The sequence below is a fragment of the Dietzia timorensis genome, assembly GCF_001659785.1.
Taxonomy (GTDB): domain Bacteria; phylum Actinomycetota; class Actinomycetes; order Mycobacteriales; family Mycobacteriaceae; genus Dietzia; species Dietzia timorensis.
In genome coordinates this window covers 1,645,080-1,667,952 of the sequence record NZ_CP015961.1, presented here as the reverse complement: position 1 = coordinate 1,667,952, position 22,873 = coordinate 1,645,080, and the positions used below count along the sequence as shown (strand labels likewise).

At 63.4% G+C, this 22,873-nt stretch carries 20 protein-coding genes and 2 riboswitches; of the genes, 4 read left to right on the top strand and 16 right to left on the bottom strand.

Translation table 11 applies throughout. The features are described from left to right. Positions 1-33: 33 nt before the first annotated feature. From BJL86_RS07630 to BJL86_RS07615, 4 genes are all read left to right on the top strand, one after another. A complete protein-coding gene (locus tag BJL86_RS07630) occupies positions 34-2,580 on the top strand; it encodes a DEAD/DEAH box helicase (RefSeq protein ID WP_067471630.1) in 2,547 nt (848 codons plus the stop codon). 49 nt (positions 2,581-2,629) lie between these two features. Beyond that, on the top strand, positions 2,630-3,079 hold the full coding sequence (locus BJL86_RS07625) for a DUF3817 domain-containing protein (RefSeq protein ID WP_067471632.1): 450 nt from the start codon (positions 2,630-2,632) through the stop codon (positions 3,077-3,079). Positions 3,080-3,183: 104 nt separating this feature from the next. After that, positions 3,184-3,975 (top strand): NUDIX hydrolase, encoded by a 792-nt coding sequence (locus BJL86_RS07620; RefSeq protein WP_067471635.1) that lies wholly within the window; start codon positions 3,184-3,186, stop codon positions 3,973-3,975. Positions 3,976-4,069: 94 nt separating this feature from the next. Next, a complete protein-coding gene (locus BJL86_RS07615; protein WP_075844901.1) occupies positions 4,070-4,636 on the top strand; it encodes a DUF4352 domain-containing protein in 567 nt (188 codons plus the stop codon). Between the two features lie 248 nt (positions 4,637-4,884). Here BJL86_RS07615 and BJL86_RS07605 read toward each other — a convergent pair whose 3' ends face one another. The 16 genes from BJL86_RS07605 to gdhA form a co-directional block, all read right to left on the bottom strand. Continuing rightward, positions 4,885-5,667, bottom strand: a complete 783-nt coding sequence (locus tag BJL86_RS07605; protein WP_067471641.1) for an 8-oxoguanine DNA glycosylase OGG fold protein — start codon at positions 5,665-5,667, stop codon at positions 4,885-4,887. Positions 5,668-5,880: 213 nt separating this feature from the next. Further along, positions 5,881-8,754, bottom strand: a complete 2,874-nt coding sequence (gene gcvP, locus BJL86_RS07600; protein ID WP_075844900.1) for an aminomethyl-transferring glycine dehydrogenase — start codon at positions 8,752-8,754, stop codon at positions 5,881-5,883. A 92-nt stretch (positions 8,755-8,846) separates the two neighbouring features. Next, a riboswitch (glycine riboswitch) is annotated at positions 8,847-8,963 on the bottom strand. Further along, a riboswitch (glycine riboswitch) is annotated at positions 8,964-9,063 on the bottom strand. It abuts the riboswitch before it with no gap. Between the two features lie 142 nt (positions 9,064-9,205). Then, positions 9,206-9,811: a MerR family transcriptional regulator gene (locus BJL86_RS07595; RefSeq protein WP_067471687.1), complete on the bottom strand. Its 606-nt coding sequence runs from the start codon at positions 9,809-9,811 to the stop codon at positions 9,206-9,208. 339 nt (positions 9,812-10,150) lie between these two features. Further along, a complete protein-coding gene (locus BJL86_RS07590) occupies positions 10,151-10,615 on the bottom strand; it encodes a bifunctional nuclease family protein (RefSeq protein WP_197487517.1) in 465 nt (154 codons plus the stop codon). Between the two features lie 64 nt (positions 10,616-10,679). Further along, positions 10,680-11,423, bottom strand: coding sequence for a transcriptional regulator FtsR (ftsR, locus tag BJL86_RS07585; RefSeq protein WP_067471647.1), 744 nt, complete (start codon positions 11,421-11,423; stop codon positions 10,680-10,682). Then, a complete protein-coding gene (garA, locus tag BJL86_RS07580) occupies positions 11,420-11,851 on the bottom strand; it encodes a glycogen accumulation regulator GarA (RefSeq protein WP_067471650.1) in 432 nt (143 codons plus the stop codon). The genes ftsR and garA overlap by 4 nt, the downstream gene beginning before the upstream one ends. A 215-nt stretch (positions 11,852-12,066) precedes the next feature. Beyond that, the gene (gene gcvH, locus BJL86_RS07575) at positions 12,067-12,471 is read right to left on the bottom strand and encodes a glycine cleavage system protein GcvH (RefSeq protein ID WP_067471653.1); all 405 of its coding nucleotides are present in this window, start codon (positions 12,469-12,471) and stop codon (positions 12,067-12,069) included. A gap of 124 nt (positions 12,472-12,595) precedes the next feature. Continuing rightward, positions 12,596-13,294, bottom strand: coding sequence for a CDP-alcohol phosphatidyltransferase family protein (locus tag BJL86_RS07570; RefSeq protein ID WP_231887107.1), 699 nt, complete (start codon positions 13,292-13,294; stop codon positions 12,596-12,598). 131 nt (positions 13,295-13,425) lie between these two features. Further along, positions 13,426-15,723 (bottom strand): accessory Sec system translocase SecA2, encoded by a 2,298-nt coding sequence (secA2, locus tag BJL86_RS07565; RefSeq protein ID WP_067471656.1) that lies wholly within the window; start codon positions 15,721-15,723, stop codon positions 13,426-13,428. Positions 15,724-15,794: 71 nt separating this feature from the next. After that, positions 15,795-17,198 (bottom strand): hypothetical protein, encoded by a 1,404-nt coding sequence (locus BJL86_RS07560; protein WP_067471659.1) that lies wholly within the window; start codon positions 17,196-17,198, stop codon positions 15,795-15,797. A gap of 39 nt (positions 17,199-17,237) precedes the next feature. After that, on the bottom strand, positions 17,238-18,146 hold the full coding sequence (locus BJL86_RS07555) for a metal ABC transporter permease (protein WP_067471662.1): 909 nt from the start codon (positions 18,144-18,146) through the stop codon (positions 17,238-17,240). Continuing rightward, positions 18,143-19,105, bottom strand: a complete 963-nt coding sequence (locus BJL86_RS07550) for a metal ABC transporter permease (protein ID WP_067471665.1) — start codon at positions 19,103-19,105, stop codon at positions 18,143-18,145. The genes BJL86_RS07555 and BJL86_RS07550 overlap by 4 nt, the downstream gene beginning before the upstream one ends. Beyond that, the gene (locus BJL86_RS07545; RefSeq protein ID WP_067471669.1) at positions 19,105-19,857 is read right to left on the bottom strand and encodes a metal ABC transporter ATP-binding protein; all 753 of its coding nucleotides are present in this window, start codon (positions 19,855-19,857) and stop codon (positions 19,105-19,107) included. The genes BJL86_RS07550 and BJL86_RS07545 overlap by 1 nt, the downstream gene beginning before the upstream one ends. Beyond that, positions 19,858-20,883 carry a metal ABC transporter substrate-binding protein gene (locus tag BJL86_RS07540; protein ID WP_067471672.1) on the bottom strand — a complete coding sequence of 342 codons (1,026 nt, stop codon included), beginning with the start codon at positions 20,881-20,883 and terminating at the stop codon, positions 19,858-19,860. Positions 20,884-21,008: 125 nt separating this feature from the next. Further along, entirely contained in the window at positions 21,009-21,419 is a 411-nt protein-coding gene (locus tag BJL86_RS07535) for an NUDIX domain-containing protein (RefSeq protein ID WP_197487516.1), read from the bottom strand. Positions 21,420-21,436: 17 nt separating this feature from the next. Beyond that, on the bottom strand, positions 21,437-22,783 hold the full coding sequence (gdhA, locus tag BJL86_RS07530; RefSeq protein WP_067471675.1) for an NADP-specific glutamate dehydrogenase: 1,347 nt from the start codon (positions 22,781-22,783) through the stop codon (positions 21,437-21,439). Positions 22,784-22,873 lie beyond the last annotated feature (90 nt).

Below are 22,873 nucleotides of genomic sequence, written 5' to 3'. Positions count from 1 at the left end.
TCGGCTACACCGATAACGGATAGACTTGCCGCCGTGTCCCTGAGCGAATACCTGTCCGATCTCGACGATGTCCCCGAGTCCCTTTTCGACGAAGCCCTATTGGACACCTTCACCCGGTGGGTGTCCGACAGTGGTCTATCCCTCTACCCGCATCAGGAAGAGGCGGCCTTCGAGTTGGTCGCGGACAATCATGTGGTGCTGTCCACACCTACGGGTTCGGGTAAGTCATTAGTTGCCGTGGCCGCGCATTTCTTCGCGATGGCGCGGGGACAGAAGTCTTTCTATACCGCGCCGATCAAGGCGCTGGTGAGTGAGAAGTTCTTCGCCTTATGTGAGGTATTCGGCGCGGAAAATGTCGGAATGATGACCGGCGACGCCGCCGTCAACACCTCTGCCCCTATCGTCTGCGCGACAGCCGAGATCGTCGCGAATATCGCGCTACGGGAAGGCGAAGACAGCGACATCGGCCAGGTAGTAATGGACGAATTCCATTACTTCTCCGAGCCCGACCGCGGATGGGCCTGGCAGGTTCCTCTGCTCACACTCACCGAGTGCCAGTTCCTACTCATGTCTGCAACACTCGGCAACGTCGATTGGCTCGTCGAGGGCGTCGAGGCGAAGACGTCACGTGCGATGTCGGTGGTTGCGGGCGCGGAACGCCCCGTGCCGTTGTCCTTCGACTACGTGCTCACTCCTGTCCCGGACACGGTCGAACTGCTCCTGCGGGATGGCAAGGCGCCGATCTATATTGTCCACTTCACCCAGTTGTCGGCGATCGAGCAGGCGCAGGCGCTGATCACGAAGAACCTCGTGTCGAAGGAAACCAAGGAGAAGATCGCGGCGGAGATCAAGGGCTTCCGATTCTCGACGTCATTCGGCAAGACGCTGTCGAAGCTGCTGCGCTCTGGTGTCGGCGTCCATCACGCGGGAATGCTGCCGAAGTATCGGCGACTGGTGGAAAAGCTCGCACAGGATGGTCTGCTGCCGGTGATCTGCGGCACCGACACCCTCGGTGTGGGTATCAACGTGCCCATTCACACTGTTTTGTTCACGGCGCTGACGAAGTTCGACGGACAACGCCAGCGCGTCCTCAAGTCGCGAGAGTTCCATCAGATCGCCGGTCGCGCCGGTCGCGCCGGCTTCGACACGGAGGGATTGGTCGTCGTCCAGGCCCCGGAGCACGAGATCGAGAACGCGAAGGCCGCCGCCAAGGCCCAAAACAACCCGAAGAAAAAGAACAAGCAGCAGAAAAAGAAGCCGCCGGAAGGGTTCATCAACTGGAATACTGCGACGTTCGACAAGCTGGTTTCCGCGCCGCCCGAACAACTGATCAGCCGTTTTCAGATCAACAACTCGATCCTGCTCAACATCATCGCGGGTCCGGGAAGCTGCTACGACAAGACCAAGTCCCTCATCCTCGACTCCTACGAGACGCGTGCCGCCAAGCGCAAGCATGCGCTGAGGGCATTCTCGCTCTTCCGTAGCCTCGAGGCGGATGCGCTCGTCCGCCGCATCGACTCCCCGGACGATTCGGGACGCCACGTAGAGCTAGTTCCTCAATTGCAGGCCGATTTCGCGCTCAACCAACCGCTGGCGCCCTTCGCGGTGGCGGCAATGGTTATCCCGGATCCGGAGTCGGACACCTACGCCGTCGACGTCATTTCGATTATCGAGGCGGTGCTCGAAGATCCGCGTCCACTTCTCATCGGTCAGCAGAAAAAGCTTCGCGGCGACGCCATCGCCGATCTCAAGGCCGACGGCCTCGACTACCACGAACGTATGGCGATCGTCGATGAAATCTCGTGGCACAAGCCTCTGAACGAAGAACTAGAAGCTGCCTTCGAAGCTTATGCCGAGTCCCACCCCTGGGCCAGGGGCACCGACGTCTCGCCCAAAGCCGTCGTCCGCGACATGGTCGAAAAGGGGATGAACTTTTCCGACCTCGTCTCGACTTACGGCGCCGCACGCGCCGAAGGCGTCGTCCTGCGCTACCTCACCGACGCCTACCGGACTATGCGCCAAACGATTCCGACGGCCAAGCGCACCGAGGAACTCGACGACATCATCAACTGGCTCGGAGAACTCATCCGGCAGGTCGACTCGAGTCTGCTGGACGAGTGGGAGGAATTGTCCGATCCTGATGCCGCCGATCGTCCGATTGATCACGAAAGGGCCTTCGGTGAGGATTCCAGCCGCCCCCTCACTGGCAACACCAGGGCATTCACACGGATGGTGCGCAGCGCGATGTTCCGCCGGGTCGAGCTTCTCGCGCGCGACGACATCAAGCGGCTCGAGGAGCTCGACGAAAACGTGAACGAACGCCCCGACTGGGACCGCGAGATCGATCCCTATTGGGACGAATACGACCAGATCGGCATCGGCCCAGACGCGCGCGGACCTCACTTGTTCACCGTCCGCACGTCACGAGACGACGTCGACGCGGACACGTGGCACGTGCGTCAGGTCCTCGATGATCCCGAAGGTGACCACGGCTGGGCCATCGAAGGTGTTGTTGATCTCATTGACTCCGACGCGGAGGGTGAAGTGAGGTTCGCGTCGCTTAGGCTGGTGGAAGGCTAGTTTCTAGCCGCGCTTCATTCTCACGTCTGGTTAGGGGTGCCCTCTTCACATGGGTCCGATTACATTGTTCCGGCGCTTTGCGCTCGCCGAGGTCGTCACGTGGACGCTGCTCATCGCAGGCATGATCCTCAAGTACGGTTTCGACCAACCATGGGCAACGTCGATCGGAGGCGGCATCCACGGCTTCGTGTTCCTCTGCTACGTGGTGGTCATCGTGTTCCTCGCGATCGATCAGAAGTGGAAGCCCGTCCACACCCTCGCCGGTCTCGTTTCGGCAGTCATCCCGTACGCGACGATCCCCTTCGAGCGGTGGGCTCTCAAGCAGCCGATCGTCACGGATCCGTGGCGCCTCCGCGAAGGCGGCGATACCCCGAAGTCCCCTCTGGAGAAGCTCGCTGCGGCGGTCATCGCCCGCCCGCTGACCGCCGCAGGCATCGCCCTCGTGGTCGTCATCATCGTGTTCATCCTGCTTCTCTTCGTCGGCCCGCCTGTCGGATAGCGATCTCGTCAGGCCGGTCGACCGGCCACCCTTTCAGGTAACGGAGACTAACCGTCTTCGCCGTTTCGTCGCCGGGCTCGTCGTTTCGGGGCACAATCGGCCTCATGGCACATCAGGGTCACGTCCATCCCGAGCAGATCGATCCTGCGTCCGTTCCCGTCACGGACGCCGCGACGATTCTCCTGCTTCGCGACTCGGAGCACGGGGTCGAGGTGTTCTCCATCCGGCGGGCGGCGTCAATGGTCTTCGCCGGCGGGGTCATCGCCTTTCCAGGCGGCGGGGTCGATCCTTCCGACTACGACCGGCTCCCCACGGCGGGCCCCGATGGCAGCGAATGGTCGAGCAAACTCGGGATCGAACCTGCCCGCGCGCAGGCTATCGTTTCCGCCGCGGTGCGCGAGTGTTTCGAAGAGACGGGAATGCTCCTCACGTCCCCCGCTCATTCCATCTCGTATGACGGCGGACCTGAGCGTTCCCCATGGGCCCCGTGGCGTTCCCGCGTCGATTCACACGAGATTTCGATGGGCGAGATGCTGCGCGCGAACGCGCTCCTCGCCGACACCGGCCGGCTCGTCGAGCTGTCCCGCTGGATCACGCCCGTCGGTCCGCCGCGCCGCTACGACACGTTTTTCTTCGGCATCGAGTTGTCGGCAGGCGATCCGCACGAGCCCGATGGCCACTGCGGCGAGTTCGACGATTCCGGCTGGTCACGCCCCAAGGACATGCTTGATGCGTTCGCGCGGTCGGAGGTCCACCTCCTCCCGCCGACGCTTGCGCATTTCGAGGAACTGGCTGCGGCCAAATCCGTTCGGGGTTATCTCTCCCGGGTCGCGACCATGGCGCTGGTAAATAACGACTTGCCAGGCCAAATACCTCGGACGCCGGGCCATTCGTAGCATTGTGGATTGGAAGCCACTTCGGTGATGGACGTAGAATTCGTTCGGATAAAGTGTGTTGAGCCAAATAGATCGTGAAGATTAGGGGACTTGCGTGCGTTCAAAGACGTCGACCGTGATGAAGATGGGTGTTGTCGCCCTCATCGTCCCCTTGGCCTCCGCGTGCGGCGGAAACGACGAGGAGCGGCTCGCCGCCCCGCCGGATGCAGTGATGCCTCAGTCCGCGAATTTCGCGGAACCGCATTCCGTTCCCGTCGGCAATGGCAGCCTGTCCCTGTTCGTTCAGCCGCTCCGGCTCGAGACTAACTCGGGCGGCAGCGAGCCGCAGGAAGTGCTCATCGCGGACGTCGGTGCCTCGGCAGAGTTTGGCCAGCCGTACCTCGATCCCGAGCAGTTCCACGCTTACGCCTCGGACGGCATGGAGTTCGAGCGCCTGGAGGATCCGGAGTCCTTCCTCGGTAATCCGCTTGAGCGCACCGACATCACCGAGCCGGGCGAAACCGTTGAAGGTTCCGTCGGCTTCATCGTGCCGCCCGGTTCTCGCATCGGCCGGCTCGACTTCTCCACCCCTGAATCGACGCTGTCGTACACGGTCGTCCTCCAGCCCGTGAACCCAGCCTCCGCCACAGCGGAAGCCACCGACGATTCAGCGTCGGGATAACCGCGAGTCTCTTGGTGCCCGAATCGCCACGAGAGTCCCCACCGGAGGCAATTCCCCTCGCGGCACATCCGTGCCGAAATCTCTGCAACTGGCATCCGACCCGAGGAACGAACGCCGGACTTGACGTCTACGCCTGTAGAGGATGCGGTTCCCAGTGGACGGTCGCTGAGCCCTGGACCCCAATCAACGCGGACGGTCGTATCCATCGGGACATCCTCGCTGCCCGCAAGGACGGCCACTGATCACGGCTAGCTCCGTACACCCCTTCGGTCTAGCGAACCCAACTCATGCCAGGACTTGACCAGCCACATCTCCACAAGCTCCGGCGCCGTTCTCGCCTCTTTCGCCCAATCGTGAATCGTTTCCTGGAATACGCTGAAATTGCGTGTCGTCAATGACTCACTCGCATCGAACTCGTGCCAACCGCAGCGGATAAGCATGTTGATCGCCGCAGGCTCGACAGGCACGACGCGTGGAGCTCTCCGTGCGACGGACAGCGCAGCGAGAAAGTGCGTGGACACTACGGGCCCAAGTCCCGGGACATTCTGGCCATCCTCAAGCCGCCCGAGCCACGTATCCGGATGCTGAAGTACCGCGAACGCGAGGTCGCGGTCCTCGATAAAGCTGGCCGACGCCGCGAGCGCGGACGGAACCTCGGCGCACAACCCCTCGCCGCTGTGCTCGCTATACCGATGGAAAACTCTCCGATTCCGGCGATGCGGGTGCCCGCTGGACCACGCCGCACATAGGTAGAGAAGCGTGAGGAGATGGCCGGCGTCATTCGACCGTTCTGCGTTACGTGCCCGTTCCATTGTCGCGGGCCCTTGCGCCCAGACGAACGGGCTATCGTCGACGTCGCCGTTGAATCGGGCATGGGTAAATATGTCGAGCCGACTGATCTCTGCGATCCCGGTATCGATGATCTCGCCGTCTGGCCCCCTACCCAATAACGTAACCGGGACCCCATGTTCCCAGAGTTTTAGGTTCCACCAATCGAGGTCGACCGTTGCGGCGTCTTCGTAGAGCGCCATGGGTAGTGGCTGCCGTCGGCACCATTCGACCATGGCGTACGGAGCGGGAATGGGCTCGAACCTACGGTGCGAACCTGTGCTGTGGCTGCTAAGAAATATCATGGCCCAAGCATTGCCCACGGGTCTGACATTTTGATTCGTCGCCGACGCGAAGGGGGCAGCCGACCGTCATGGTCGACTGCCCCCTTTGCTATTAGCGGACCAGCGAACGAGCTACTCGGCGAATGCCTCGATCGGAGGGCACGAGCACGAGAGGTTACGGTCGCCGTAGGCGCCGTCGATACGACGGGTGGCCGGCCACACCTTCGCTCGCCACGAGTGGCCGAGCGGGTAAGCGGCCTGCTTGCGGGTGTAAGGGTGGTCCCACTCGTCCTCGGTGACACATGCCGCGGTGTGCGGGGCGCCTCGAAGCGGGCTGGTCTCGGCCGTCCACTCTCCGCTGGAGATCTTGTCGATCTCCCCGCGGATCGATGCCAACGCCTCGATGAAGGCATCGAGCTCGGCGAGGTTCTCCGACTCGGTCGGCTCGACCATGAGGGTGTTGGGTACCGGGAAGCTCATCGTCGGCGCGTGGAAACCGTAGTCGGCGAGGCGCTTGGCGACGTCGTCGATGCTCACGCCCGTCTCCTTGATAAGCGGACGGAAGTCGAGGATGCACTCATGCGCGACCCATCCATTCTTTCCCGTGTAGAGGACGGGGAAGAACTCGGAGATGCGGCGCGCGAGATAGTTCGCATTGGCGATCGCGGTGAGCGTCGCCTGGCGCAGCCCGTCGGCGCCCATCATCCGAATGTAGGCCCACGTGATCGGGAGGATCGACGCGGAACCGAACGGCGCCGAGGAGACCGGCGCGCGGTCTTCCATCCCTTCCTCGTATGGGTGCCCCGGCAGGAACGGGGCAAGGTGCTCGGCGACCGCCACCGGCCCCACACCCGGTCCTCCTCCGCCGTGTGGAATGCAGAACGTCTTGTGCAGGTTGAGATGGGAGACGTCCCCGCCGAATCGGCCGGGCCGCGCGATTCCGACAAGTGCGTTGAGGTTCGCGCCGTCGATGTAGACCTGGCCTCCGGCGTCATGGACGGTTGCGCAGATCTCGTCGATCGCGTGCTCGTACACGCCGTGTGTCGACGGGTAGGTGATCATGATGCCGGCGATCTCTCCGGCGTGCTTGTCGATCTTGGCGCGCAGATCGTCGATGTCGATATCACCGGAGTCGAGACTGCCCACGACGACGACCTTGAGCCCGGCAAGAGCCGCAGATGCGGCGTTGGTGCCGTGAGCCGACGACGGGATGAGCATGATGCGGCGTTCGACTTCCCCGCGAGAACGGTGGTACTCGCGGATGGCCAGCAGGCCCGCGTATTCGCCCTGGGAGCCGGCGTTGGGCTGCAGGCTGACGGCGGAGTAACCGGTGATGTCGACGAGCCACTGTTCGACGTCGGAAATGAGCTCGCGGATGCCGACCGTCTGCTCCTTCGGGGCGAACGGGTGCAGGCGGCCGAACTCGGGCCAGGTGATCGCCTCCATCTCCGTGGCTGCGTTGAGCTTCATCGTGCACGAGCCCAGCGGGATCATCGTGCGGTCGAGCGCCATGTCCTTGTCCGAGAGCGCGCGCAAGTAGCGCATCATCGCGGTCTCGGTGTGGTAGTCGGTGAACGCCGGGTGGTCCATGTACCCGGTGGTGCGATCGCCGTACTCGGGATCGACATCGACGGTCGGCGTTGCGGAAGCACCGAAGGCTTCTACAACGGTAGCGAGGTGGGCGTCCGTCGTCGTCTCGTCGGTAGAGAGGACCACCTCGTCCTGTCCACGCTGCCAGAGGTTGATGCCGCGCTCACGCGCAGCGTTGACTACGGCCTCGGCGCGGCCCGGGACGCGTGCGAGAACTGTGTCGAAGAAGTCGTCGTGGACGACTTCGACTCCCCCATCCTTGAGCGCAGCGGCCAGCGACGCCGCACGTGCGTGCACGTCGCGGGCGATCCCGCGGAGCCCCTCGGGGCCGTGGTACGAGGCGTACATCGCGGCCATCACCGCGAGGAGCACCTGCGCGGTGCAGATGTTCGACGTCGCCTTGTCACGGCGGATGTGCTGCTCGCGCGTCTGCAGCGCCAGGCGGTACCCTACATGCCCGTCTGCGTCGTTCGACACGCCCACGAGGCGGCCGGGCAGTTGACGGGCGTCCTTTTCGCGGCAGGACATGAAGCCGGCGTGCGGGCCGCCGAAGCCCATCGGCACACCGAAACGCTGAGCGGAACCGAAGCACACGTCGGCGCCGAGATCGCCGGCCGGTGTGAGGACCGATGCTGCGAGAAGGTCCACCCCGGCGGCGACGAGTACTTCGCGCTCGTGGCAGGAGTCGATGAGCTTTTTCACGGCTTCCGGCGGGGCGACGCGGCCTGACGCGCCTGGCGTCTGGATCATCGCGCCGAAGAAGTCGCCCTCGGGCAGACCGTCGTCGATGAGATTCGCTTCGACGACCTCGAAATCGAGCGCCTCGGCGCGCGTGCGGATGATCGCCGCGGTCTGGCCGAAGAGATCGGAGTCGATGGCGACCCGATTGGATTTATTCTTCCGATTGATCCGACCGATCATCGTCATCGCCTCGGCTGCCGCGGTGCCCTCGTCGAGCATCGAGGAACCAGCCATTTCGAGGCCGGTGAGTTCGGCGACCATGGTCTGGAAATTGATGAGCGCTTCGAGGCGCCCCTGCGAAATTTCGGGCTGGTACGGGGTATATCCCGTGTACCAGGCGGGATTCTCGAGCACGTTGCGCAGGATCACCGACGGGGTGATCGTGTCGTAGTAGCCCTGTCCGATCATCGACACGGCGACGGTGTTCTTGTCGGCGAGGGCACGCAATTCGGCGATGGCCTCCGACTCGGACACCGGCTCGGGGAGAGCATCGATGCCTGCCGCAAGGCCTTCGCTATCGACCTCGTCGACGATCACCGCGGGGAACGCAGAATCTGCGAGCTCGGTAAGCGACTCGACGCCGATGGTCTTGAGAATGCGATCCATCTCGCTCGCGTCAGGGCCGATGTGGCGACGAAGGAAATCGCTGGAGTGGCTGTTTGGCGTCGACGTCAAAGGAAGCTCCTCGGGGAGTGTCGGGGTGGGCGCAGGGTGCACCCATTGGGCCGAACCGCTCGGCGCGGCGGGCTACTACTGCGTGGTCGTGCCCCTCTCCCTCTGTCCCTACCGGTGCGGAACGCACCGGCGCCTGAGAGATTCACCGGCCTTGCGCGGCTTTCCCCGTTGGCGGGCGACCGGGGCCGCCACTCTCCAGAGACGCATGCGACGCCGTTTCGGTCCGTGGTGCCTGAGAGTTTCCCGGAGAGGAGTTGCTCCTTCGGCGCCTGATCGCGAGCAGGATCAGATCTCTCCCGAACGGCTATGCGTGCACATGAGCTTACGTTGGTGGACGTGGGGCGATCAAACACCACCGGCCTACCCCTCGGACCGGAAGATAATCAAAACGCCCGCCCCTTAGCGCGATGGCCGGTGGGACGGGCGTAATAGAGTCTCGTCGAGTTCGGATCTAACCCGTACGGCGCTGACGGGCGCGGCGGCGCGAGGCGAGCTCGTCCTCGACTGCCGGGCTTTCCTCTTCGAGATCTTCGATGCGAACGGCGGGCAGCTCGGCGATCGTCCCGGTCAGGTCACGCATCGCACCTGCGATTCCGATACCGAACACGCCCTGGCCACCGTTCAGAATGTCGATAACCTCGGACTGGTCGGTGCACTCGAAGATCGTCTTGCCATCGGAAACGAGCATGATATTCGATAGATCTTCGACGCCGCGAGAGCGGATCTGGTCCACGGCGCGGCGGATATTCTGGAGAGAGATGCCCGTATCCAGCAGGCCTTTCACGATCTTGAGGACCAAAAGGTCTTTGAAGGAATAAAGGCGCTGCGAACCAGAGCCGTGGGCGTTTCGGATGGACGGCTTGACCAGATCGGTGCGCGCCCAGTAGTCGAGCTGGCGGTAGGTGATCCCTGCAACTTGGAGCGCCGTGGGAACGCGATAGCCCATGGTCTCGTCCGGGATAACATCGTCGGGAAAGAGGCCCGGCTCGACATCATTGAGACTGCCCTGCACGGGGCCGGCAGCGTTCGTCGCAGGAGCAACGGTCTCGAGGCTCAGTTCGGTCTGGGTGTCTCCCCCATGGGCAGCCGTACCCCGAGTTTTATCGACCACGTCGCTCCCTTTCTGCCTGACTATCGTCTACCCGAGTCCCCACACGGGATTCGGTGCAATTTCAGAAATACATCTGTGAAATTTCACAGGCGTTGTTTGCATTCAATACGCTATGACCGTTTGCCTGGACAATCAATAGGACACGCGGAATCCCTAAACCTAAAGTTGAGGTTTAGACCGCTGCCCGAACAGCGCATTGGTAATGGTGTGACGATAGTGACTTAACATCTGCGCAGGTCGAAAGACATTCGGGGCTAGCCGATCCCAAACTCGACCGCTGCAGGGTTATTCATCCTTGAAGTCTTCCGGGGAGACATGGTCGAGAAACTCGCGGAAAGCCTCGACATCGACTTCTCCCTCGTCGTCGAGGTTGATCGCAACATCGTCCACGACCGCCGGGGCCGCGAAAATCGGGGCGTCCGCGCGCAGCGCGATCGCGATTGCGTCCGACGGCCGCGCCGACACCCGCGCGTTCGAACCTATGACCAGGTCGGAATAGAAGGTGCCGCGGTCGACGCTGGTAATCTCCACTCGCTCGAGGGTATGGCCTAGCGCGGTGATGAGCTCAAGATGTAGATCGTGCGACATAGGCCGCTCGGGAACGACTCCCTGCTGGTGCATCGAAATGGCCGCCGCTTCGGATGCGCCGATCCAAATGGGAAGGACGCGGTTCCCGGTAACTTCGCGAAGAATGAGAACGGGTGCGTAATCAGGTTCTTCGAATCGAACGCCTACGACTCGGAGTTCGATCTGTTCTTCGGCCACCGCTGCCCCCTAGTTCTCGGTCTTTTCAATCTCGTGGTGTGCGACAAGCTCAGCGATCGAGCTCGCGGCGCACCTTCACCGTCACCAATGTTGATTGGAGCGTCACCGACAACGCTGCAATCTCCCGTGCAAGCTCGGCGGCACGGTCCCGTGCATCCGGATCTTTTCTGCCGGCGACCGGGCCCGCAAGCGAAGCGATAACGTCGGCCTGGCGCGTGGCCGCAGTACGGAATGCGCGCAAGTGCCGCAATTCCACACCGTGCTCGCCAAGCTCTTTGGCGGTCTTGGCAATAATTACCGATTCGGCTTCGAAGTAACCGCCTCGACCCGGTTCGATCAACCCAGCGGAGTGAAGCTCCTTGACGAGTTCGACGGACACGTCTGCCTGGGTTGCCACCATTTCCGTAGACAGGCGTGTGGCCTGCGACGGGCGGAAGTCCTTCGGTTCCGCTCCGGGGAGTCCTTCCGGCCTACGGCCGAGCGGCATCGCCGCAGCGGTGCCATCGGCAACCCCCGCATCAAGCTCTTCAAGCTCAGCACGGATCACCTTGAGCGGTAGATACCGGTCGCGCTGAGCCGCAAGAATGAAGCGAAGCCGATCGATGTCGGTTTCGGCGAAACGCCGGTAGCCGCTCGCTGTTCGTTCCGGTGTGACCAGACCCTCGTTCTCCAGGAAGCGAACTTTGGAGATGGTTACGTCTGGAAACTCGGGACGCAAAAGGTCGATGACCTGACCAATCGACGATGTCGTGGGCCGGCCATCGACCTGCTTTCGCTGTGCCTGAGGGGTCACTGACCGCCGACGCCGGTGAGGAACACCAGACGGAACTTACCGATCTGGACTTCGTCCCCATTGGACAGCGTCGCACTGTCCACCGGTTCCCGATTGACGTAGGTGCCGTTCAACGAACCGACATCCACCACGGTGAACGACTGACCTTCCTGACGGAACTCCGCATGCCGGCGAGAAACCGTGACGTCATCGAGGAAGATGTCGCTATCCGGGTGACGCCCCGCCGAAGTGGTCTCCTGATCAAGGAGAAAGCGGGAGCCGGCATTAGGGCCACGCTTTACTACCAGCAGGGCCTGTCCCTCGGGCAAGCCCTCGACACCGGTCAGCGAAGCTTCCTGGCCCTGGCTGTCCGACTCGTTGAGCAGCTCGGCGCGAAACACCGAGGTGGTCTCGGCCGTCGCCTCGGGGAAGTTCTTGTTTTCACTCACTACCGTCTTCTCCCTAACTCGAAAGGTAGGACCATGTGGTCTCTACGGTTTTCGACTATCCCTTGTCATTCTATCCGTAAAAAGTATCCGTAGTATGCTCCCCGGCTTCACTGGGGCATCAAATTCTTTTCTCGGATGCTTTCCGATCGATGCGATTCGCGAACGAACCGATTGGGGCTGCGCCTCGCCGCCCCGGCGACCTCGAAGTTCGGTGCCTATTCGGCGGTGACCTTCTTGTAGGCCTCTGCGTCGAGAGTCTCCTCGAGTTGCGCCTGCAGATCCTCTTCGTCGGCGATCTCGAGGACGACGATCCAACCTTCACCGAACGCATCGTTGTTGATCAGTTCCGGGCTCGATTCGAGTTCACTATTGACCTCGACGACGTTCCCTGTGAGCGGGGCAAAAAGATCCGACACACTCTTCGGGGACTCGACCTCGCCGAACGGCTCGCCCGACTGGGTCTCGGACCCAACCTCTGGTAGCTGGACATAGACGATATCGCCGAGCTTTTCCTGGGCGTACTCCGTAATTCCCACGCGTACGCGAGTGGACGAGATCTGCTCGATCCACTCGTGCTCCTCGGTATAGCGGAGCTGGTCAGGAACGTTCTGGTCACTCATTGTGCACCTTTCGCGTCAATCTCTTCCGCCCGCCCCGCGCAGCGCGGGTTGAGGCATGCCCAAAAGCCTACACACCCCCACATCGGCCGTCGCACCGCATTCGCCAATCGACAACGGCGGGAGATTATTTCAGCTGCTCATCAACTATTTTAAGGGGTACGGCAGGTGTGAGTCTCGCGATCTGCACCGCTCGTCCCAGATACACCAATCCCGACCACAGATACAGGCCCACTCCCCAATAGAGTGCCGCCTCCCCCAACAGACGGAACGGATCGTCAAACCACACATTTGCCGCTGCGGCAAGCAGAAGTGGAAACGACCACATCAATGCGAAAGACGCCGCTTTCCCGAGATAGATCACCTCGGGCACGATCCCTCTACGTCGGTACACCACGAGGGAAACCACAAGCGTCGCATCCCGCACAAGCAATACGAATACCACCCACCACGGAACATGCCCCGCGAAGGCGAACACGAGCGGGACGACGGTAATGAGAATCCGGTCCGCGATCGGATCGAGTTTCGCGCCGAGCTTCGAGCGCATATCGAACAATCGCGCTATCTTGCCATCGAGCCAGTCGGACGCGCCGAGTACCGCGAGCAGGATCAGCGCCAGCCCCGGCCTGTCCCACACGGCGACGCTCACCGCGAACACGGGGATCAGGGCGATGCGACCCATCGAGATGATGTTCGGTGGCGTCCAGATGCGGTCGCTGACCTGCCCAGGCCCGTGGGGTGGCTCCTCCGATGCGCCGGGCACCCCCGGCGGTACCGCCGCCGACAGGTGGCCGCCCCGTGGTTCCGGGATGTCGACGCCGAGCACACGCCCCGATCCCGAGCGCCAATCCTTGAGTTCCAGACGTTCGCCTTGGGCGAACCGGTCTCGGCCCCGGGGCGCGGACGAGTCCCGCGGCGGCTGTGGTGGCGTCGACGTCATCGGTCTTTTCGGCCTACTTAGCGGAAGGTTCCCATGATGCCGGAGAAAACATTGCCGCCGGCGGCCATCGGATTGTCATGAACCATGTACGTCCACGTTGACGTCGGCCGGGCCTTGCCCTCGGCCTCGAGGTCGGCTCCTTCTGGAGTGAACTCGACGCCGGCGAGGGTGATCCTGGCTTCGTCGACTGCGCGGTTGGCGATGTGCTTGAAGCCCGCAATCGCGATGCGGTGGAATTCGTCGAGAGGATTCTGGCGGCCAAGCGCGCGAAGGTGGATCGACTCGCGTACGTCGTTCATCTCCTCGAGGTGCTGCGCCCACTCTTGGTCGAGGTGCCACAGCATGACCTCTCGGCAGCCCTGCACCGTGGCCTCGTGGCCGACCTTCGCCTCGAGTTCCGCCACGCGCTCGTTCTCGTGCTCGGACATCTCCTCATAAGGGCGCTCGGTGAGTAGGAGTTCCTGACGGCGGTCGGCGATGATGTTGCGCTGCTCGGCGAGCAGGCGGGAATAGCGCCACGTGTTCGCGTGGATTTCCAGCATCTGTCCGTCGGTGACTCGCTGCGCATGGTCAACGAGGTGCCGTGCCTTGTCGCCGCGCATCTCGCCGGTGAGCTTGTCGTGCGCCGTGGGAATCTTGTGCGGTTCGATGGCCGAGGTGACGACGTCGTCATCCATTGATGCAAAGAACAGGCTCTTGCCCGGATCGCCCTGGCGTCCGGCGCGCCCGCGCAGCTGGTTATCGAGCCGCTCGGTCTTGTGGCGCCCCGTACCGATGACGAATAGGCCGCCGAGTTCGGCGACCTCGTCATGGCGGGATTCGTCCGAGCCGCCGAGCTTGATGTCCGTGCCGCGACCGGCCATCTGCGTCGACACGGTCACGTGCCCGACGTTGCCGGCCTCGGCGATGATCTCGGCTTCTTCGGCGTCATTCTTGGCGTTGAGCACCGTGGCTTCGAGACCGTGCTCGGCCAGGGACGCAGCGAGTTGTTCGGATTCGGCGACGTCCTGCGTGCCGATGAGGATCGGCTGGCCGGTCTCGTGGATTTCGCGGATTTTTTGTACGACGGCGGCGTTCTTGTGCTCCACGTCGATGAAGACCTCGTCCGGCTCGTCGATACGGATGTTCGGTCGGTTCTGCTCGATGACCGACACGCCGAGCGAGTAGAACTCCTTGAGTTGGTTCCCTGCGGCGAGAGCGGTGCCCGTCATCCCCGACACCCGTGAATAGCGACCGATGAGAGCTTGGACAGTCATCGAGTCGAGGATCTTGCCCGCTTCGGAGATCGCGACGCCTTCCTTCACCTCGACCGCCGCCTGGAGGCCGTCCGGCCAGCGCTGCAGCTCGGCGACGCGCCCGCGAGAGGCGTTGATGAGCTGCACCCTTCCATCGCGCACGATGTAGTCGACGTCCTTGCGCAACAGGAAGTTCGCGTGCAGCGCGACGTTGACCTGAACCAGCGTAGAACCGACGTGTTCGGTCGAGTAGATGTCGTCGATGTGGAGCTCGTTCTCGATCGCCCGGGCTCCGTCCTCGGTGAGGAAAATGTTGCGCCGTTCGGAGTCGGTCTCGTAGTGGCGGCCCGCACGCAGCCGCCGCACAGCCGCGAAAACCTCAGTGGTGGGAGCCTCGGCGGAGGTCGAACCGGCGAGCACGAGCGGAACGAGGGCCTCGTCGACGAGCACCGAGTCGGCCTCGTCGACGATGACGATGTCGGTGACCGGGCGCAGCAGATTGTCAGGATGGGTGACCATCTGCTCGCGCAGGATGTCGAAGCCGATCTCGGATACGGAACCGTATGTGATGTCGCACGCGTACGCGGTCTTGCGCTCCTCGCGTGTCGAGGTCTCGGTGACATATCCGACGGACAGCCCGAGAGCCTCGAGCAGCGGGCCCATCCACTCGGCGTCGCGGCGCGCAAGGTAGTCGTTGACCGACATCAGGTGCACGTGGTGCCCCTGAAGCGCGTAGCCGGCAGCGGCGATGGCGCCGGAAAGAGTCTTGCCTTCGCCAGTGGCCATCTCCACGACATCGCCCGCGAACATGCGCAGCGCGCCTTGCAGCTGGACGTCGAATGGGCGCAAGCCGACAGAGCGCTCCGCAGCCTCCCTGGCCAGGGCCAGGAACTTGGCGGCATCCGGAGCGGGATCGCCGTGGAGGTCGAGCGCGTGCGCGGCGTCGGCGAACTCGCTCGTGTCCAGCCCAGCAGCCCAAGAGTCGAATTCCGCGGAGGCGTCGATGGCCCCCTTGGCCTTCTTCGTGTCTCGCTCCTGCGAGGCGCCGAGAAGCTTCCAGAAGCCGCTAGTCAATCCCACGTTAAATAACTCCCGCTGTTGTTCGCATGTACTTCCCGGCCAGTCTATGCACCCGCGGCCGGTTCGCGGCGCTACCGGGCGGCGCCGGAACCTTGTTCGCCGTGATCGGCGTTCGGATCGGACCCGCCTGGACCGCCAGGACGACGCATCGCCTCCCGCAGTCGGCGCATCGTGTCGATGGAGACCTGGCGCTGACCGGCCGATCCCAGCAGCGAGTCCGCCGCCGAGTCGATGCGGTGTCGCGTGGCCATTCCCGGTCCGAGCCCGCCGGGAGCCACCGATTCCCCTCCACGAGGCGGATTAGCCGGGAAGCCGGGGATCTGGGTCGAACGCGGGACCGCGGCTCGGCGCTGTTCGAGTTCTTCCGACGCCAGCTTCTCGGCGAGCTCGACGAGTTCGCGGAACGCTGCGACGCGATCGACGATCTCCTCCCACACCTCGTCGAACGACGGGCCAAGCCCCGTCTCGGAGGAAAAGCCGTTGCCGTCGCTGCGTGCGGCGGGTGGGAGGGCGTTCGCTGCCCGGCGCAGCTGGATCACATCGCCTGCGATCTCGGAGAGCTCCTGTTCGGAATTGAACTGCAACCGCAATTCGTCCGTCGACAACCCTCCATGGTGGTACGCCAGTAGCAGGCGGTCATAGAGCATTCCGGCCTCGAGCAGAATGGCGGTGAACATCTCCGGCAGCGCCACCGTGCGCACCTTGTCCCCGACGGTCTCTCCCCCATGTCCGCCCTGCCGAGCCTCGCGGCGCGATTGGCCTGCACCGGTTGCGGAACCGTACCGACCCGGAGGATTCGTACCTCCGACGTCATACCCGGATCCCGTCCCCGGGCGGCGCGCACCCGCGCCCGCGTCGGGCACCGAACCATCGGGGCGGCGTGGACCGGTCAAGATGTTGTCGATCTGGTCGAGCCCGACATCGCGGAGCCAATTGCGCGCGCCCTGGATCGTGTTGGGCAACGGCGGCGTGGCGCGGACGGTGGGCGTCAGCGTGAGCGCGTCGAAGAGCTCGCCGCGCTGGTCCGGGTCCAGGTAGATGCCCTGGCGGCGGGCAGTGCGGATATCGCGGCCGCGGCTGGCGAAATATCCACCCCCGGCGACGAACGTATTGCGCTGCGACTGTAACCGGCGACGGTATTCGGAGGCCACGGCGCGCGAAGTCCACCGCACCATCGCGGGCTGGGGCCGCTCAGCGGCGTCTATGGCCGCCTGTGTCTGCACGGCGAGCGTGCGAAGCTGGTGGTAGCCGCCGTTCCCGGGGAAGCCGAGACCGTTGCGAATGCGCTGCACGGCAATGCGGCCCACGGGCGGCGAGACCTGACCGCTGGCGATGAGTACCGCGGCGGGGTCGGAGAGCTCGCGCACGCCATCCAGCTCGCGCCCGGCGCACAAGGCCTCTACGTCCGCGACGACCCGGTCGCGCGACGAGCGCGTATTTCCGTTCTCGGCCGTGCCCTCTGGCTCTTTCGCCACCGCTCGCTCACCCTCTTCCGTCCGGCGGCTCGCTACGTACTAGCTGCCGCTCACCAGGTTACGTGCTGACTGGTGTCGTTCGCCGCGCCGCACGTTCGAGGTGCGCCTCCTTCTCGGTCCGCCACGCGCGGCGAGGGTCGCTGCGAAGAGCAGCCCATAGAACACGGCCATGCCGGCGCTCGTGGGCGCGTCGACGACATAGGCAATGCCGAACCCGGCGACGGCACCGACGCCGGCCACGGCGAGGGCGATCGCGATCATCGCCGGGAGCCGGTCGGCCACGAGTCGCGCTGTCGCGGCGGGCACAACGACGAGCGCGACCACGAGGATCGCGCCTGCGGCGTTGAATGCGCCGGTCACCGTCACGGCGACACAGAACATCAGCGCCAGCCCGACACGCTGGGGCGCGAGACCCGCCACGCGAGCGAACTCCGGGTCGAACGTGGCCGCGACCAGCCGCCTGTACATCACGCCTATGACAACGGAGTTGAGCGCGAGAAGGGCGAGCATCACATACAGGTACTTGGGCCCGATCTCCAGGCCCGCGACCTCGAGTTGTTCGAAGGCGACGAGGTTGAGGTCTCCGACGAGCACGGCGTGGGTGTCGAGATGAATATCACCGAACGAGGCCGAGACCATGAGCACGCCTGCGGAAAATAGCGCCGGGAAGACAAGGCCCTGCGGGGCGTCCCCGGTGATGAGTCCCGTGCGTGCGATCGCCTCGGTGCCGAGCACAACGAGGAGGCCGGCCAGCGCGGCACCGACCACAAGCGCCGGGGACTGCATGTCCCCTGTGAGGGCGAAACCGACGACTATGCCCGGCAAGATCGCGTGCGAGATCGCGTCGACGAGCATCGCCTGGCCTCGCACGACCACGAACACCCCGGGCAAAGCGCACGCCATTGCAGTGACGACGGCGAGCAGGAGCACCCCGATGGCGAAGCTCATTTCTCGCCTCCCTCTGCTCCCGCGAGCACTTCGGCGCGAAGCTGCCGGCGCAGCCGCGCCCGGCGGGTGGCGAGGGCGAAGATGCTGCGTCCCGGCGCAAACGCCACGGAGAACACGAACGCGACGAAGAGCACGATCACCACCACCGGGCCTGTCGGCAGACCGCCGAGGGCGATGGACAGGTATGCCCCCAAAGCGCTCGCGCCCGCCCCGACCGCTCCGGCGAGCGCGACCATCGGGCCGAGCCGGTGCGTCCATTGGCGCGCGATCGCCGGAGGGGTGACGACGAACGCCACCATCAGCACGAGGCCGACAGCCTTGACGCCGTTGACCGTCGCGATCGCGACCGCACCGAACATCGCGGCGTCGATGAGCCGCGGCGGGATCCCTGCGACCTCGGCGGCGACCGGGTCGAACGTGCGGAGGGCGAATTGCTTCCAAAGCCCGGTCATGACGGCGAGCGCCACCGCGCCCGTGGCCGCGCTCATCCACACGTCCCCCGATGTGAGCACGGAGGCGTTGCCGAACAGGTAGTCCTGCACCCCGCCCTTTCCCGCATAGTCTCCGTCGGAGATCACCCTCATCAGGAGCATGCCGAAGCCGAAGAATGTGACCAGGACGACGGCCATCGCGGTGTCGTGGCCTATCGGAGCCTTGGCGGCAACCGCATTCGACAGCAACGAGGCCGCTACACCCGTAACGATCGCTCCGATGAGCAGTCCCAGCATCGACCGGCCGTCGGAGCCGAATACGGCTGAGGCGATGAGGAATGCCGCGAGCACTCCCGGCAGGGCCGAATGGGACACGACGTCGGAGATGAGCGCCTGCTTGCGCAGGTAGGCGAAACAGCCCAGCGCACCGGCCGTCATACCGATGAATACCGTCCCCAGGAGAACGGTGCGGTAGGTGTGATCGGCGAGGAACTCGGTGGGCGCCAGCGCAAGGGCGGACGTGTCCATCAGGCGGCCCCGAAGAGCGCGCGTTCATCGAGGCTCATCTCGAAGGTCTCTCCGATTGCGTCGGTGGTATAGGTGCTCTCCACCGGTCCGCTCGCGACTACCTTGCGATTGAGAAGGGTGACCTGATCGCAGTATTCGCGCACCGAACCTAGATCGTGGTGGACGAACACGATGGTTTCGCCCTGAGAGCGCAGGTCTGCGAAAACACGAGCGATGGCTGCCTGGCTCTTGGCGTCGATCCCCTGGAAGGGCTCGTCGAGAATGTAAAGATCCGGGGAGGACACCAGTGCCCGGGCGAGGAATACGCGCTGGCGCTGGCCGCCGGAGAGCTGCCCGAATTGGCGTCCCGCGAAGTCGGACATTCCCACCATTGCCAACGCGTCCATCGTGCTCTTCTTTTGTTGAGCGCCGGGGCGACGCAGCCAGCCCAGCTGGGCGTACGTTCCCATCTGCACCACGTCGAAAACGCTCGCCGGGAAATCCCAATCGACTCCGGAAGATTGGGGCATGTATCCGACGCGCGAACGCACGCGCGCGAGTTTGTGGCCAAAGAACTCGGTGCGACCGGTCAGCGGAGGCTGGAGTCCTAGCATCGCCTTGAGGAGGGTCGACTTTCCGGCGCCATTGGGACCGACGACGCCCATGACGACCCCGGCGGGGACGTCGAAGGTTGCCCGCTGGAGCACGGCGGTGTCCTTGTAGGCCACCGACAGGTTCTCCACCCGGCATGCCAACGCTTGCTTTGCGGACATCTACTCCCCTGCCGTCTTCTCTTCGTGTGTGTGTCTCATCGCCTCGGCCATGGCTTCGACGTTGTGCCTGTACGCGCCGGTATAGGTACTCATCTCGGCCTCTGTCCCGAGCGAATCGGCATACAGTGCCTCGGGTGAGATCGACACGGTTCGGCCTCGCGCCAGCACTGCTTCGCGGAGGCTGGAGATCGCCTGCGGATTGGACTGGTTGTCGAGGAAGATCGTGCGAATGCGTTCGTCCACGATCATGTCGGCGAGACCGCTGAGTTGATTCGCGCTCACCTGCGCATCTGCGGCGATAAAATCCGTGGCGTGGACATCGATATCGAGGTCGCGTCCCAGATATCCGAACGCGTCATGGCCGGTGACGACCACCCGGTCCTCCACGGGAATCCCGGAAACATCGTCCTGTGCCTGTCGCTCGACATCATCGATCTGCCGAATGTATTCGCGAGCGTTGGACTCGTACTCTTCCGCCTTCTCCGGGCGCAGCTCGGCCAATCTATCGGCGATCGGCTCAATGGCCTGTCGCCACAGAGACGGACTGTTCCAGATGTGCGGATCGTAGGTGGCAGTGGCGTTGTCCCGGTCGACCCCGCCCGCCCCGGACGCGGGATCTACCGTGTTGGCGATGAGTTCGTCCCGCCCGATCGCATCGGCCACGGCCATCTGCTTATCGCCCAGGCCCTGGAGCTGGTCAATCATCTGGGCCTCGAGGTAGAGGCCGTTCCACAGCACAACATCCGAACCGAGCATCTCCTGGATTTGCTTGGTCGACGGCTGGTAGTGGTGCGGATCGCCACCAGGCCCGACGAGTGTCGTTACGTCCGCGTCCGGGGCTATGTTGCGAACCGCATCGGCGATGAATCCCGTGGTCGCAAAAACCTCGGGCCCTCCTGCGGAGCCGGATTCGTCCGCCCGGGCGAAGCCGAACACGCTGACGAGAACGGACAACACAAGAAGGCCCGCAAGAGTGATCTGCGCCGGACCAGGCGGTCTCCGCTCTCCACTCCTACTTGTGACCATGCCCGAAACTCTAACTTAGAGTCCTCAAACATTTCAATGTGCCCATCGGTGGGTTGATGTTTGAGTCAGATAAATGACGAAAGGACCCCATGTCGGGGCCCTTTTCGTCGTGCGTTGCTCTTATGTCATACGAGCCGCCGGGCGGCATCGATAAATCGTCGATACGTGTCCGGCAGTGCTCGTGGCAGCGAATCCAGCGAGAAGAAACGGACGTCGTCGTGCTCGTGGCTTGGCGTCGTCTCCGCTGCGTTATCGATGCGGCATCCGAAGCACACCAAGGTGATCTGCTTGTCCGGTATCGGCCAGAAAAGTTCGGCATCAACGATGGTCGGAGGTTCGGTCAATGAAACGCCGGTTTCCTCTCTCACCTCGCGCAGGACCACGTCTACCAAAGTGCGGTCCTGCGGAGAGGGTCTTCCGCCGGGCAGTTCCCACTCTCCACGCGGGTTGTGGCAAAGCAATACCTGTCCCCGGGCAAGGATGACCACCTTGGCCGAGCTAGGTGCCTCGTAATAGCCGGAGTCCGGATCGATCAAGGGATCAGAACCAATTCCTAAATGACGCCGAACGCCAGCATCGCCTCGGCGACCTGGGTAAATCCGCCGATATTGGCACCGACGACGTAATTACCCGGAGATCCGTACTGGTCTGCGGTCTTGATGCACCGCTTGTGGATGTCCCGCATGATCTGCTGAAGACGCTCTTCGGTGTACTCGAACGACCAGGAATCTCGCGAGGCGTTCTGCTGCATTTCCAGTGCCGAGGTGGCGACGCCACCGGCGTTTACCGCCTTGCCGGGGCCGTAAAGAAGGTCAGCGTCCTGGAAAATTTTGATGGCCTCCGGAGTGCTGGGCATGTTGGCACCCTCGGCAACGAGGGAACAGCCGTTCTTTACGAGTGAGACGGCCTGATCTTCATCGATCTCGTTCTGGGTTGCACATGGGAGCGCGATGTCGCACTCGACGTCCCAGATGGATCCGCCCGACACATAGGACGCAGACTTGTGCGTTTGCAAGTAGTCCTTGATGCGGTCGCGGCGGACCTCTTTGATCTCCTTGACCAGATCAAGGTCGAGCCCATTTTCGTCGACGACGTAACCAGCGGAGTCCGAGCATGCGATCACCGTGCCGCCGAGTTCGTGGACCTTGTCGATCGCATAAATTGCGACGTTTCCGGAGCCGGAAACCACGACCTTCTTGCCTTCAAAGCTCTGGTTCTTCGTCTTGAGCATTTCGTCGGCGAAGAACACCGTGCCGTAGCCGGTCGCCTCGGTGCGCACCAGCGAGCCGCCCCAACCTAGTCCTTTACCAGTGAGGACACCGGACTCGTAACGGTTGGTCAGGCGCTTGTACTGACCAAAGAGGAAGCCCACCTCGCGGAGGCCCACGCCGATATCGCCTGCGGGCACATCGGTGTATTCGCCGATGTGCCGGTGAAGCTCGGACATGAACGATTGGCAAAAGCGCATGATTTCGCCATCCGAGCGGCCGCGCGGGTTGAAGTCGGAGCCGCCCTTGCCGCCGCCGATCGGGAGACCCGTCAGAGCGTTCTTGAAAATCTGCTCGAAGCCGAGAAACTTGACGATTCCCAGGTACACGGACGGATGGAAGCGAAGCCCGCCCTTATACGGTCCGAGCGCCGAGTTGAATTCGACTCGGAAGCCGCGATTGACGCGGACATTGCCGTCGTCGTCGACCCACGGGACACGAAAGATGATCTGCCGCTCTGGTTCACACATTCGCTCGATGATCGATGCTTCGGTGTATTCGGGATGCTTGGCCACTACCGGCGCCAGAGATTCGAGAACTTCGCGAACGGCCTGATGGAACTCGCGCTCCCCCGGGTTGCGACGAACGACCTCGTCATAGACATCGATCAAATGCGAATCAACCTTGGACATGAACCCTCTTTCATCCTTCGGCAAGCAGCGGGCACGTTCGCCCAAACCGCCAATAGGCCATTTATGCCGCGGCACGCCTTCACGTACTTC

Coding starts and splice junctions, on each gene's coding strand:
- BJL86_RS07625 (WP_067471632.1), top strand. CDS start 2,630: ATGGGTCCGATTACATTGTTCCGGCGCTTTGCGCTCGCCGAGGTCGTC.
- BJL86_RS07620 (WP_067471635.1), top strand. CDS start 3,184: ATGGCACATCAGGGTCACGTCCATCCCGAGCAGATCGATCCTGCGTCC.
- BJL86_RS07605 (WP_067471641.1), bottom strand. CDS start 5,667: ATGGCGCTCTACGAAGACGCCGCAACGGTCGACCTCGATTGGTGGAAC.
- gcvH (WP_067471653.1), bottom strand. CDS start 12,471: ATGAGTGACCAGAACGTTCCTGACCAGCTCCGCTATACCGAGGAGCAC.
- BJL86_RS07555 (WP_067471662.1), bottom strand. CDS start 18,146: ATGAGCTTCGCCATCGGGGTGCTCCTGCTCGCCGTCGTCACTGCAATG.
- BJL86_RS07550 (WP_067471665.1), bottom strand. CDS start 19,105: ATGGACACGTCCGCCCTTGCGCTGGCGCCCACCGAGTTCCTCGCCGAT.
- BJL86_RS07545 (WP_067471669.1), bottom strand. CDS start 19,857: ATGTCCGCAAAGCAAGCGTTGGCATGCCGGGTGGAGAACCTGTCGGTG.
- BJL86_RS07540 (WP_067471672.1), bottom strand. CDS start 20,883: ATGGTCACAAGTAGGAGTGGAGAGCGGAGACCGCCTGGTCCGGCGCAG.
- gdhA (WP_067471675.1), bottom strand. CDS start 22,783: ATGTCCAAGGTTGATTCGCATTTGATCGATGTCTATGACGAGGTCGTT.